The 12,869-nt window shown below is 40.8% G+C and carries 10 protein-coding genes; 4 read left to right on the forward strand and 6 right to left on the reverse strand.

Features of this window, described 5'->3' with window-relative positions; genetic code table 11:
* Positions 1–25 precede the first annotated feature (25 nt).
* Positions 26–832 carry a rhombotarget lipoprotein gene (gene rhlP, locus ATS74_RS10720; protein WP_058548894.1) on the forward strand — a complete coding sequence of 269 codons (807 nt, stop codon included), beginning with the start codon at positions 26–28 and terminating at the stop codon, positions 830–832.
* A gap of 77 nt (positions 833–909) precedes the next feature.
* Here rhlP and ATS74_RS10725 read toward each other — a convergent pair whose 3' ends face one another.
* The 5 genes from ATS74_RS10725 to ATS74_RS10740 form a co-directional block, all read right to left on the reverse strand.
* Positions 910–1,800 carry a dienelactone hydrolase family protein gene (locus ATS74_RS10725; protein ID WP_058548895.1) on the reverse strand — a complete coding sequence of 297 codons (891 nt, stop codon included), beginning with the start codon at positions 1,798–1,800 and terminating at the stop codon, positions 910–912.
* Positions 1,801–1,934: 134 nt separating this feature from the next.
* Positions 1,935–2,102, reverse strand: a complete 168-nt coding sequence (locus ATS74_RS19945) for a hypothetical protein (RefSeq protein WP_158657434.1) — start codon at positions 2,100–2,102, stop codon at positions 1,935–1,937.
* A 132-nt stretch (positions 2,103–2,234) separates the two neighbouring features.
* Positions 2,235–4,031, reverse strand: coding sequence for a SulP family inorganic anion transporter (locus tag ATS74_RS10730; RefSeq protein WP_058548896.1), 1,797 nt, complete (start codon positions 4,029–4,031; stop codon positions 2,235–2,237).
* 663 nt (positions 4,032–4,694) lie between these two features.
* Positions 4,695–7,844 carry an efflux RND transporter permease subunit gene (locus ATS74_RS10735; protein WP_058548897.1) on the reverse strand — a complete coding sequence of 1,050 codons (3,150 nt, stop codon included), beginning with the start codon at positions 7,842–7,844 and terminating at the stop codon, positions 4,695–4,697.
* Positions 7,841–9,022 carry an efflux RND transporter periplasmic adaptor subunit gene (locus ATS74_RS10740; RefSeq protein ID WP_058548898.1) on the reverse strand — a complete coding sequence of 394 codons (1,182 nt, stop codon included), beginning with the start codon at positions 9,020–9,022 and terminating at the stop codon, positions 7,841–7,843. Before ATS74_RS10740 ends, ATS74_RS10735 begins: the two co-directional genes overlap by 4 nt.
* A 169-nt stretch (positions 9,023–9,191) precedes the next feature.
* Between ATS74_RS10740 and ATS74_RS10745 the strand changes: the two genes are divergently transcribed.
* The gene (locus tag ATS74_RS10745) at positions 9,192–9,455 is read left to right on the forward strand and encodes a YkgJ family cysteine cluster protein (protein ID WP_058548899.1); all 264 of its coding nucleotides are present in this window, start codon (positions 9,192–9,194) and stop codon (positions 9,453–9,455) included.
* 99 nt (positions 9,456–9,554) lie between these two features.
* Positions 9,555–10,043 carry a hypothetical protein gene (locus ATS74_RS10750; protein ID WP_058548900.1) on the forward strand — a complete coding sequence of 163 codons (489 nt, stop codon included), beginning with the start codon at positions 9,555–9,557 and terminating at the stop codon, positions 10,041–10,043.
* A 63-nt stretch (positions 10,044–10,106) separates the two neighbouring features.
* Here ATS74_RS10750 and ATS74_RS10755 read toward each other — a convergent pair whose 3' ends face one another.
* The gene (locus tag ATS74_RS10755) at positions 10,107–11,960 is read right to left on the reverse strand and encodes a TonB-dependent receptor plug domain-containing protein (protein ID WP_058548901.1); all 1,854 of its coding nucleotides are present in this window, start codon (positions 11,958–11,960) and stop codon (positions 10,107–10,109) included.
* Positions 11,961–12,136: 176 nt separating this feature from the next.
* Here ATS74_RS10755 and ATS74_RS10760 point away from each other — a divergent pair, with 176 nt between their 5' ends.
* The gene (locus ATS74_RS10760; protein WP_058548902.1) at positions 12,137–12,628 is read left to right on the forward strand and encodes a peptide-methionine (S)-S-oxide reductase; all 492 of its coding nucleotides are present in this window, start codon (positions 12,137–12,139) and stop codon (positions 12,626–12,628) included.
* Positions 12,629–12,869: the final 241 nt, after the last annotated feature.

The raw sequence follows: 12,869 nt of genomic DNA on the forward strand, positions 1-12,869 counted from the left end.
TAATGAAAAAAATACGTTTTTTGTCATGTTGATGGTTTTTTTACTGACCTCATGTAGTGCGCTTGTGAGTAATCATGCAGGTAAAAATACGCGTTCTAGCAGTTTGGTTGACTTTCTTTATCCAAACGAAGATAGTCGTGCTACGTATAAACCAGAAATTCCAGTGTTGAAATTGCCCGTTACAGTGGGCATTTCATTTGTGCCCTCTAAAGATTGGCGAGCAAACGCAATTGAAAGTCAAAATGAGGTAGCGTTGCTCGAAAAAGTTAAAAAATCATTTTTGCAGTACGATTACATTGACCGCATCGAAGTGATTCCAAGTACGTACCTTATAGGTGGAGAAGGGTTTTCAGCGCTTGAGCAAGTAGGTCGACTATACGATGTAGACGTAATGGCATTGGTTTCTTACGATCAAGTAACACAAACCTATGAAAATAACGCCGCATTATTGTATTGGACCATTGTAGGTATGTACTTGATTCCGGGTAATGAAAATACTATTCAAACCTTTGTCGACACTGCGGTTTTTGATATAAAAAGTAAAAAAATGCTTTTTAGAGCACCCGGTATCAGCAAGCTTGAAAAAAGAACCACCGCTATTAGTATTGACGAAACGCTCAATGAAAAGTTACTTGAGGGCTTTAATTTAGCGGTTACCGATATGAGCTTAAATTTAGATGCAGAATTAGCCCGCTTTAAAACACGGGTAAAAGAAGAAAAAATTGCAAAAATAGAAAATAAAGATGGCTCGAGTAGCGCAGGGGCGTTTAGTGTGTTTTTTCTAGTTTTAACATCGCTACTTGTTTTAAAGCGCAGATATGTAAATAACTAAATATATATAACTAAGTCGCTAAATACTTAAATTTAAAACGCCACATTATTTAATTTATGCGGCGTTTTTTATGGTGTTTAGCTTAATTTTTCATTAAAAAACGCTAAGGTACGCTGCCAAGCAAGTTCTGCTTTTTGCTCATCATAACGCCCCGTAGAGTCGTTATGAAAACCATGATTAGCGCCTTCGTACATGTGCATAGTGTACTCAACATTGTTAGCTTTTAAGCTCTTTTCATAATCAGGCCATGTAGCGTTAACACGTTTATCAAGTTCACCTAATTGAATCATCAAAGGCGCCTTTATATTTTTGTGCAGTGACTCACTGGCAGGAGTACCATAAAAAGGCACGCCAGCGCTAAGTAAATCACTATCAACGGCTGCTAAGTAATTAACAATATAACCCCCAAAACAAAAACCCACAGCCCCTAGTTTGCCGTTACTATTTGAATGATTTTTTAAAAAGTGAGCGGCGGCTACAAAGTCTTTTTGAATTTTAGCTCTGTCCATGGTTTTTTGCATTGCACGGCCTTCATCGTCATTACCCGGGTAGCCACCAAGCGGGAAGAGTGCATCGGGGGCAAAGGCAATAAAGCCTTTTTTGGCTAAGCGCCTTGCTACATCTTTTACGTAAGGGTTTAACCCTCGGTTTTCGTGAATAACTAATACAACAGGCAGTTGACCTTCAATTGTGCTGGGTACTGCTAAGTAACCTTTGCCTTTACCATGCCCGTTTGGCGAATCAAATTCTTCGTAGGTGGCTTTAATATCGTCATCATTAAACGATACTTGCTCCGCAAACGCGTAATTAGGCAATAGCGCCGATGTAAGTACACTCATTGAAAACCCAAGTGCAGCTAAACCGCCAAGTTTTTTCATAAATGTACGTCTGTCCATTAAGCCGTGGGCGTATTCGTCGTACCAATCAAAGGCTTCTTGTGGGATATGGTCTGATTGCGGGTTATTCATGGCTGCTCCTTCCATTATTATTAGTTATGTATTGTTATTTATTACCATAACGTATTAGGAGTAAAAAACGAGCAGTTTATCTCTTTATTTATCGAACCTTTTTAATAAATAAAAATTAGTTATTGAGTTTTAGCTTACCTGCCTGATAACCCTTCATCTACCCCCATTAAAAAATCAAGTCCCACAAACGCGAACGATATAGCAATGGCGCCTAATAGCATTAAGTTACGGTTATTCTTTTTGTAGCCAATTGTAGTTAACACGGCAAAAGCAATAAATAGAATAATTTGTACGAGTGGCATAGTTACATCCTTTTATGTATTGGAGACCATTTAAGGGCCTAACTTACCAGTTTAAAAAAATTTAAACAATTGATTTAAAATAAAAAACTCGGAAAACTCCGAGCTTTTTAAGTAAGTTACCTAATTGGCTTATTACGCCATAGCGTCGTTGGCTACAGGGTATTTAGGGTCTTCAACAATGTTAACCTCAACTAAATCACCGGCTTTTCGTAATAACTGTGCAGACTCAGGGCTTAAGTGGCGTAAATACAACGTTTTTCCTAATGCTTTATAACGTACGCTTAAACCATGTATAGCTTCAATACCTGATTGGTCGCACACTCTAGCATTGGCAAAATCTATACACACTTTTTGTGGGTCGTTATGTGGGTTAAACCCTTCTTTAAACGAGGTTATAGAGCCAAAAAATAAGCTGCCTGCTACTTGGTAAGTTTTTTGAGTTTGAGACTCATCGCTGCATTGAATACGAACTTCTTTTGCAGAATTCCACGCATAAACTAAGGCTGAAATAACAATACCTATGCCTACTGCAACGGCTAAATCAAGCAATACGGTAACGGTTGATACCACAATAATAATAAATATTTCAGACTTTGGAACGCGGCCAAATAAGCGTAAAGATGACCATTCAAAGGTTGCAATAACTACCATAAACATAACGCCAATTAATGATGCGACAGGGATCATTTCAATTAAGCTTGGGAAAAACAAAATAAATACCAGCATAAATAAAGCGGTAGCAATGCCCGCAGCACGGCCTCGGCCGCCTGAATTTAAACACACCATGCTTTGGCCAATCATGGCGCAGCCGCACATGCCACCAAATAAACCGCTTAAAATATTGCCCGAGCCTTGTGCCACAGACTCGCGATTACCTTGCCCGCGGGTTTGTGTTATGTCATCAATAAGCGAAAGGGTCATAAGCGTTTCAATTAGCCCAACCGATGACAAAATAAGCGCAAGCATTAGCACGGTGATAAGCGCATCGAGCGAGTCGCTATTAGTTAAATCCCAGCTAATTTGCGGAAAGTGAAAACTCGGTAATGCACCTTTTAAACTGCCATCAAGTGGGTCAATGGTGTCTTTTAAGCCTTCAGCTACTTTTTGCGCTTCGTTAGCTTGCCATTTAACCGTAATTTGCGCATCGGTTGGGCGCTCAAGTGCAATATTTTGCGCCACTTCACTGTATTGCCCATGAGGTACTTGATTTTTTATAGCTGCAAAGTTTTCAGTAATGATTTCTTTTTCAATCATTGAAGTACGCTGCGTGTGCACAACATCGCTAACAAGTTTTGACTCAAGTGGCGTAAAGGTGACCAGCGCTGTACACACTGCTATTGCAGCAAGAGGGGCAGGAACTGCTTTAGTATAGCGCGGTAAAAAATACACAATTGCCATGGTTAACGCAATTAGCCCCATCATGGTAAGCATAGCTGGGCTGGTTAGTTGCATCCAATCGCCTGCGTAGGTAAACATATCGTGTTGCTTATCGTAAACTACACGAACGTTTTCTTTAAATTGGCCAAATTGCGCCATACCAATCACAATAGCTAAGCCGTTTACAAAGCCAAGCATTACTGGGTGAGGTAACAGCCTTATAAACTTGCCCATTTTAAGCGCGCCAAATATAACCTGTAGCACACCGGTTAACACCACAGCAGCCAGTAAATACTCTAGCCCAAACATGATAATAAACGCGGCGGTTACTACGGCCATAGAGCCCGCCGCGCCCGAAATCATAGCAGGACGGCCGCCAAAAACAGCGGTAATAAAACCAATAAAGAACGAGCCATACAGCCCCATCATAGGGTCAATACCGGCTACAAAGGTAAACGCGACGGCTTCGGGAATGAGTGTTAGCACGGCGGTTAAGCCTGCTAAAACGTCATTTTTTAAATTAGCGCTGCGTTTGCTTATTAAATCAAACATAGAGTTCCTCGGGTGCATAAATAAACTACATGCCATGGCGCTTTAAGCGAATAGCAGTGTGTTTTGGTGTTTTAAAATTTACGTGTATAGGGCGTGTTGATCTTTGCGGATTGAGATTTGTTCAATCTAGGGGCGATCAAGTCGCGGCGCGAGGTTTGTAACCTAGTGGGCTAAGTAAAAACCGAGCAAAGCTTCCGCGTCCTGCTCACGCCCCTTACCTACATCCATGTAGGCAACAAAGAGTTTATCGCCCCTAGGCAGAACCCAAAGGGCAGCGTATGTTTGGCATTTATGCTACGTTATCGCCTATTTATGGGGAGTAACCACACTTCATAGGCTCTGCCTTGCCTAAAAACCAAACATACTGCTGCAAATTCAAACGCCAAAGGTCAACACGCCCTCGTTATTAGAGCTAAGCGGAGGGCACTTGGCTGTTATGTGGCTCAAAACCATTGCGGTGTGAGCTAATGCTAAGCAATAAAACTATTACGTGTTAGCGGTGCTTTAAATTGAGGACGCATAATACGCTGATAAACATAGAATAATTACATGCAATTTATTTGAAACACTTTATAAAAACTATTAATAATGCAGGGCAATATGCAGGCAAATAAAAAGCTCGGCGTATTAGGCCGAGCTTTTTTGGTTGGGAGTATAGATTATTTAGTTATTTGTAGGTGTTGGTTGAGCACTTACAGGTTGCGATTTACCAAGTAGTTTACGTGTTAGGCGCTTAGCATCTTCTAGTGCTACGTATTGGCAAGGTATAAGTATTAAAGTAATTACCGTGGCAAATAGCACACCAAAGGCCAGCGATACCGCCATAGGAATAACTATTTTAGCCTGTAAGCTGGTTTCCATAATAATTGGCATTACACCAATAAATGTAGTGATTGAGGTAAGCAATATAGCTCTAAAGCGCTTAGCACCGGCTTGCATAACGGCCTGTTTTACGGCCATGCCTTCTGCGCGTGCTTTATTTACAAAATCAACCATTACGAGTGAGTCGTTTACAACTATGCCCGCTACGGCAATAATGCCAAACATAGACAGTCCGCTCATGGTCATGCCTAATATTACGTGACCAAACATTGCACCTACTACACCAAATGGAATAACCGACATTATAATAAGTGGCTGCGAGTAAGAGCGAAGCGGAATGGCCAATAAGGCAAATATAATCATCAGCGATATAGCAAAGTCGCGTAACTGCTCATCGGCGCTGTCCATTTCTTCTTGTACGCGTCCAGCCACATTACTTTTAACGCCTGGGTAGCTTTTAAGCAATGAAGGTAAATAGGTATCGCGAATTTCTTGTGCAATAGCAAACGGCTCAACTTGGTCAGTATTTACCGCTGCCCATACATTAACAGTACGGTTTGAGTTTTCACGGCGAATACGGTTTACACCATCTACTAGCCTAACTTCGGCTACTTCGCTTAACGGTACTTCTGCGCCGGTTGGGGTAATAATACGCGCACTTTGAATGTTGCTAATTGAGTTACGCTCGCTTTCTGGGTAGCGTATCATTACTTTAATTTCTTCGCCTTCGCGTAAAATACGCTGCGCTTCTAATCCGTAGTAACTAAAGCTTACTTGCGATGCAACGTCGGCAAGAGTAAGTCCCATGCTGTAGGCCAGTGGTTTTAAATCAAGCTGTACTTCGTCGGTGGCACTTTGCAGTGAGTCGTTTACATCGCCTACACCTTCCATGCTTTGTAGTTTAGCTTTTAATTTACCAGCTACTTCCTTTAGCTCATCGGCATCTTTGCCTTGTAGCCTAAAGCTTACGTCGCCGTCATCACGTCCGCCGCTAAAAATATTATCTTGAATATTAAGCGTTTTAACACCTGGAAGCGGGGGCATTTGTTCGCGCCACAAAGTGCTTAATGCAAAGGTGTCGATAGGGCGCAAGTGTGGCTCTACTAAAATAGCCATAATGTTTGCTTGAGTACGCCCACGTAAGCTTACCGATAAATCGCGGATCATGCTTTGGCCGTATTGCTCTTCAAGCTCTTTATCTACTTTGAGTAATACATCTTCTATTTTACGGGCAGTTTCAAGGGTGGCTTGCTCCGAAGAGGCCAGGTTCATTTCAAGCGTAATACGCGGAAAATCATGCGGTATTTTAGGGTTAGGCACAAACTTAACTAAGCCGCCTGCAAACATACCTGCACTGACTATTAATATACATAAAAAGCCAATAATTACGGTATAACGATAATGTATACAATGGCCTATAAAAGGCGTGTAGTAGTTTTGTACAAAGTGTTTTAAACCGCTATCAACCACATTACGCAGTTTATGTAATGGGTTTTTAGGGTTTGGTTTACGTGGGTTCATGGCAGCAATATGCGCAGGTAATATTAGCTTTGATTCAATTAACGAGAAAATCAAACACAAAATAATAACTACACCAATGGCCTTTGAAAACGCAGCACCTGGGCCTGATGCCATAGCTTGTGGCAAAAACGCTGCAATAGTGGTTAATACCCCAAAGGTTGCAGGCATCGCTACACGCTTAACACCACGAATAACGTTATCAAGGCTATGGCCATGTTTTTCAATTTCGGCACTGGCAGACTCGCCCACAACTATGGCGTCGTCGACCACAATCCCGAGTACTATAATAAAGGCAAATAACGACACCATGTTTATGGTGATGTCTAAAAAGCCAATTGGCATAAACAAAAAAGCACCTAGAAATGAAACTGGTAAGCCCATCATTACCCAAAATGCTAAACGCAGCGGTAAAAACAGCGCCAGCACTATCATTACTAAAATACCGCCCCATACCATGTTGTCGATCATCATATCGAGACGACCTTCAAGGTAGTAAGTTAAATCAACAATAGGTGAGAGCTTTACGCCTTGCGGAAGTTTTGACTGTTTTTCTGCCATGTAGCCTTTAAGAATTTTAGCTACATCGGTTATGTCTTGATCTTTTGAGGCGTCTACTTCAAACGAGAGTGAGTTTTTACCATTATATTTAGAGTAAAGTAGGCCTTCTTCAAAGCCGTCGTTAATTGTAGCTACATCGCCTAAATTAATTTGTGCGCCATCGGCAAGCGTCATAAGTGGAAGCTTTGCAAATTCGCCGCCACGGTAGGCCTGCTTTTCAACACGCATTGAAATATAGCCTGTGTCAGAACGAATTTGCCCTGCCGACATATTGGTAGAAAAGTTTTGCACTGCACTTGATACATCTCTAAACGTTAGGCCGTATTCACGTAGTTTATCGGGGCTTATTTCTATGCCTATTTCGTAATCTAGGCCACTGTAAAAATCGACTAAGTTAACGCCTGGTAAGGCGAGTAGTTCATCTTTTATGTCGTTACCTAGCTCTTTAAGCTGGTAGTAGCTCATGTCGCCATAAAGCGCGAGGATCATTACCTCTTGCTGAAATTTTTCACGTTGAATAACGGGGCGTTCCATCCCAGCTGGAAAGGTATTAATAGAGTCTACTTGCGCTTTTATTTCGTCTAGGGCTTCTTGTAGGTCGTATTTTTCTTCTATTTCTACCCACGCTTGCGAATAACCTCGGTTAGAATAGGTTATTAAACGTTTTATACCCTCGGTACCCTCAAGGTTTTCTTCTATTTTTATGGTTATACCTTCTTCAACCTCTTGCGGGGCTGCGCCTGGGTATACCGCTTCAATACTCACCCAGTTACTTTCAAACTGCGGAAATGCCTGTTTACGAATTGTCAGCGCCGTTAAAAGCCCGCCAATAAGTATAAAAATCATAATTAGGTTTGCCGCAACTGGGTTACGTGCAAACCAAGCAATTAAGCCTTTTTCTGAGGTACTCATGGCGTATCCTCTTTAAGTGCTAATTGAGTTACATCGCTTTTAGGCTCATTGCCTTCTAGCTTAACCGCCATGCCTTCTGTTGGGTATTCAAGGGCAGAGGTAATAAGTTGCTCGCCATTATTTAACCCTTGGTCAGCTATTACCATGCCATTTTGCTCACGAACAATATTAAGCGTTTTAAAGCTAAGAGTTTGATTGTCATTTAAAATAGCAATTTTGTTATTTTTAACCAAATGGTGCGGGACAATAATCGCGTTATCCAGCGCTCGCCCTTCAATTGTGGCGTTAATGTACGAACCAAAACGAAGTGGCTTAGTGTTATCAGCATACGGGGTAGGTAACTGCGCAACTAAATAGCTCATACGGCTGGTTTGATCAACAATCCCTTCACTGCGTACCACTTTGGCTTGCCACGTAGTTTGCTTACCAGCAAATTCTGCGTTAAGCGTAACCAGTGCGCCAATACCGCCATTATTTAAATATTGCAGCTCTTTATCTGCAACCGGTAAACGTACCTCTGCAACTGCTGTCGCGCTAAGCTCACCAAATTTACTGCCTGCGCTTACAACAGAGCCTAAGCTAATAGTGCGATCGTTAATAATGGCGTCATATGGGGCTTTTATGTACGTACGTTCTAAGTTACGTTTAGTGCGTTTTACACGGGCTTGAGCAGATTTAAAATTTGCCATTTTTTCAGCAAGTTGTGGTTTACGTAAATAAAGCTCCGAGGCAATCGCATCGCTTGAGTCTGATTTAATACGTTCCCATTCTGCTTTAGCCACGTGGGCTTGTGCACGCTCTATTTCAAGTGCTGAACTTGCTTGTGCAAGGCCTGCTTGTGCTTCAATAAAGTCGGCTTCGTAATCATTTGGATCAATTCGTGCTAAAATATCGCCTTGCTTAACAAACGCGCCTTCTACAAATTGCCCGGCTACCGAAATAACTTGCCCGCTTACTTGAGCAACCAGCTCGGTACGGTCTTTAGGTTTTACAACGCCGTACGATTTTACATCAAGCGTAATAGCATCAATGTTTACACTTTTTGCCGCAACCAGCGGGCGAGTGTCTTGCTCTGGTTTTTCTTCTGGTGGCGTTTTCATTGCTGAAAGGCCAATTGCGAGTGCAATCCCGGCAGCTAAAACCGCGATTGGTAGTAAAATTTGTTTTTTAGTAGCCACAAGGCATTCCTTCATATATTTGGTGACAAGGCAATAATACGCAATAAAGTGTTTACAAGGCGTTTGAAGATGTAACAAAGCATTACATGTGTGTATTACAAATAAACAATTGACTATGCATGAGTGAAAGTACACTGCAAATTGCATAGTTTTATTAACTGAGGTTATTATGAAAACTGAGCCTATGACGTGTCGTTTAGGCTGCGGTGCGTGTTGCATTGCACCGAGTATTAGCTCCCCAATCCCAGGAATGCCAAATGGTAAAAAAGCCGGAGAGCGTTGTATTCAGCTAGATGAGCGTAATTTATGTAAATTATTTGGCGATGAAAGTCGCCCAAAAGTGTGTAGCGATTTTAGCGCCACATTTGATGTGTGTGGGTCAACAAATGCAGAGGCTTTAGCGCTTATAACCGAGCTTGAGCAATTAACTTAGCTTACGAGGTTAATACACATATATTTACATTTAAGGTAACGCTAAGTACTTAATAAACTCAGATTGGAGTATTAATACTTCAATTTACTAAGGGAATATATGATCATAGTTGATTATTCACAGTACTCATTAACTGAGCTTGAAGAAGCCATAAAGAGCATAGATAAACAAAAGTACGTTGGAAATTATCAGGCTCTAATGAATGAGTATTCTAAAAGAGAAAATAACTTAGCTGCTTATAATGAACAAACCGAATCTCAGTTAGAATCTAGTGAACCAAATATAAAAACAACAAGTGAATTTGAACGCTTATTAGGAATATGTTTTTTTGGGCTTATTTTTGGTGCTCCAATAGGAGCAGAGGTTGATCCTAATACTTTAACTGGTTCAGATATATTTATCTCTTTGTTATTAATCACTATGTTTGGTGGTTTATTAGTTCATTCATTTAACAATGGCTGGACTTTTGGAGGTAACAATAAATTTTATATTAAAGAAGACCCTATTATGTTTACCGTTGCACAGTTAATTTATGCATGGCTTTTAGGTTTATTTTCCGCTGTTTTTGTACTCGGAGTATTTTCCTAAATTAAATTTATTAGGTACCCACCTATAAGCAGGTACCGAATGAATAAACTCCTAAAGTTTTAATTACCAACTATACGTTGCGCTTAACGTATATTGCTCACCGCGTCCTGGTGTACCTGGTATTTCTTCAAACGACTCATCCCATAAGTTATCAGCCGCTAAAGTAATAAATAAATTGCTTAACTGAGGCAGGGTTATTTTAAGCGTTAGCTGGGTAAATAACGCGTTGTCGTGGCCGTTTCTAAGCGCGTTTTTGTGTTGTGTACGCCATTCGTTATCTATTCTAAATTCTAAAATATCATTTGGGTTGTACACAGCGCCGAGTGTTAAACGGTGATCAGGAAAGTTTAACGCGTAAAAACTGGCATCAATATCGGCAGCGCCGTAGTTTTCTGATTTATGCAAATAGGTGTAGCTAGCAATAATTTTTGCAGTATCAAAGTGCTTAGTCGCTAAAAATTCAACCCCTGCAGTATCAATATCAACCGGGTTTGCAAAGCGCGCAGAGGTAGAGTCAAAATTAAAGGTCCAATCGGTTAAGTTATTATCTTTTCGATAAAAAATAGCCGAATTTAACTGCCAGCTTTGCTTTTCAAGTAATAAGCCTAGCTCTAAGTTTGAAGTCGTTTCGCGCTCAAGGTTGTAGTTACTTCTAAATAACCCGCCAGAATCGCTGCCGCCAATGGCTGTGTAGCCTGCAACTTGGCTCGCCTGCGCGTACGATAAATAAAGGCTTTGCGCTGTGCCGTCATTATTTTGGGTATTTAAGGTTATATCACCAATGGCTGATAGCTCAGCATCATCACGATTTGTATCGTCATACGCAGCCCCTAAACGAAATATAAGTTGTTGGTTAGCCTTTAGTGCCATAGTGTATTGGGGCAATATACTCAGTTTATAATATTTTCGTGAGGTAAAGTTGTTTTCAAGTGTGGTTGATTCAATCGAGTCATCAATAAATTGTGCTGAGTAATTGATTGAAAACGCATTGCTTTGTGCATGGCGGCCCGAAAGAGCAAGCGATTTAACTTCACTTTTATGAAAAGCTTCAAATGCACTTGGGTTTTCGCGCGAGTAAATATAGTGATCGTCATGGGTGCGGTAATACGCCGATACTTCAAAGTGACTGTTTTCAGCGTAGGTTTGCTTGTGATTAAGCATCCAAAGGCGGGTTTCTAGATCTTCAGTTTCGTTAACGCCAAAGGGAGTGTATAAATTAGGCCAGCCAAAAAACTTATCTTGCGAGCCATAAAATAAATCGGTTTGACTATTCTCACTTGCTAATTGCACGCGTGCTGAGGCGCGCGAAAAGTCATGATCGCCATAATCAATAGTGCCATCACTTTGCGAATGAGAATACTCACCTTCAAAGCCGAGGGTATAGTTAGCTAAGCTATCAAGTTGTGTGTTTTTAGCAGCGTGAATACTTTGCAGGTTAAAGTCGTTTGTGCCAGTACCAAGTGATACGCCGCCGCCAGTAATAATCGGTTTCCAACCAAACGAAACCGTACCTACAGAGCTGTTCATACCGTACAGTGCGTTATCAGCACCTGTTAAAACATCTGGGCCACTTAGCATCTGTGGTGCTATGGGTATTTCAGCAAAATAATGACCAGATTGCGGGTCAAGCAGGGTAGCGCTTCCTACTCTAAAACCGGTGTTTTCAAAAATCCCACCGCGAATAGTTACATCAGCTTGTGCTTCAGCCATATTACGCGATTGAAGATCAACACGGGGATCGTACTCTAAATTAGAAATAGGCGAGTCAAATGTACCCACAGGCAGTTTATTCGCAGTAGGTGAGGCTTCAACCGTTATTTGCTCAATTGTTGACTCATCAGGTTGTGTATTGGCATAAGCAAATGGGGTAACACTGCATAAAAGTGCAGGTAATATAATGTGTGGTGTGCGGTTCATGTGTTTCTCGTCGTTTTTTATTTGAAGCTGCGGTTAAAATTAATTTCAAAGCTTATATTTGAGCATGATAAAATAGCCAAATGTAACAGCAGTCATTTTGTGCGCGATTGTACATTAATTTGTTAATATCTGCATTTGATAACCATTCACACTTTTCTCATTAGGTAACATTTATAATGGATACTAAAGAACATAATACTATTTACTTTGCTGGTGGCTGCCTGTGGGGTGTACAAGAGTTTATGAAACACTTACCAGGCGTTGCTAGTACACAAGCGGGCCGTGCTAATGGGGCATCTAAAACTACAGATGGCGAATACGATGGTTATGCAGAATGTGTAAAAGTAATTTTTGATCTAAACGCCGTTAGCTTAAATAATTTGTTTGACTACTTTTTTGAAATTATTGACCCATACAGTATTAACAAACAAGGAGATGACGTAGGCCCTAAATACCGCACTGCTATTTACAGCAAACACCAAAGCCATATAGACGCAGCAAACAATTATATAAATAAGCGCAATGATGCCGAAAAAGTTGTAGTAGGGGTAGAGCTGTTAACTAATTACGTACCAAGCGATCCTGAGCACCAAGACCGGTTAACTAATCACCCAGATGACTATTGCCACATACCCTTTGAGTTATTGTATAAGTACAAAACGAGTTAATAAAAACTATTGTTTATTTTTTCTTTGAGCTTTTTTGCTTAGTTTTTTCTCTTTTTTACGCGGAAACATGTCTCTACTTAGGTACGGTACTGCTAAAAAAAAGATCCCACATCCTAAGTAAAAAAGAAGGTTAAAAATATAAGCAAATGGAGAGGTCGAGAAAAAATAAACCTCAGATTCAACACGATAATCTGTTGGTGTAAGTACATAACCGTCGTATATAGATTTTACTGCGATTATG

Origin of the sequence: Pseudoalteromonas sp. H103, assembly GCF_001469205.1 — a bacterium.
GTDB classification, from domain to species: domain Bacteria; phylum Pseudomonadota; class Gammaproteobacteria; order Enterobacterales; family Alteromonadaceae; genus Pseudoalteromonas; species Pseudoalteromonas carrageenovora.

Coding starts and splice junctions, on each gene's coding strand:
- ATS74_RS10760 (WP_058548902.1), top strand. CDS start 12,137: ATGGATACTAAAGAACATAATACTATTTACTTTGCTGGTGGCTGCCTG.
- ATS74_RS10745 (WP_058548899.1), top strand. CDS start 9,192: ATGAAAACTGAGCCTATGACGTGTCGTTTAGGCTGCGGTGCGTGTTGC.
- ATS74_RS10735 (WP_058548897.1), bottom strand. CDS start 7,844: ATGAGTACCTCAGAAAAAGGCTTAATTGCTTGGTTTGCACGTAACCCA.
- ATS74_RS10750 (WP_058548900.1), top strand. CDS start 9,555: ATGATCATAGTTGATTATTCACAGTACTCATTAACTGAGCTTGAAGAA.
- ATS74_RS19945 (WP_158657434.1), bottom strand. CDS start 2,102: ATGCCACTCGTACAAATTATTCTATTTATTGCTTTTGCCGTGTTAACT.
- ATS74_RS10755 (WP_058548901.1), bottom strand. CDS start 11,960: ATGAACCGCACACCACACATTATATTACCTGCACTTTTATGCAGTGTT.
- rhlP (WP_058548894.1), top strand. CDS start 26: ATGTTGATGGTTTTTTTACTGACCTCATGTAGTGCGCTTGTGAGTAAT.
- ATS74_RS10725 (WP_058548895.1), bottom strand. CDS start 1,800: ATGAATAACCCGCAATCAGACCATATCCCACAAGAAGCCTTTGATTGG.
- ATS74_RS10730 (WP_058548896.1), bottom strand. CDS start 4,031: ATGTTTGATTTAATAAGCAAACGCAGCGCTAATTTAAAAAATGACGTT.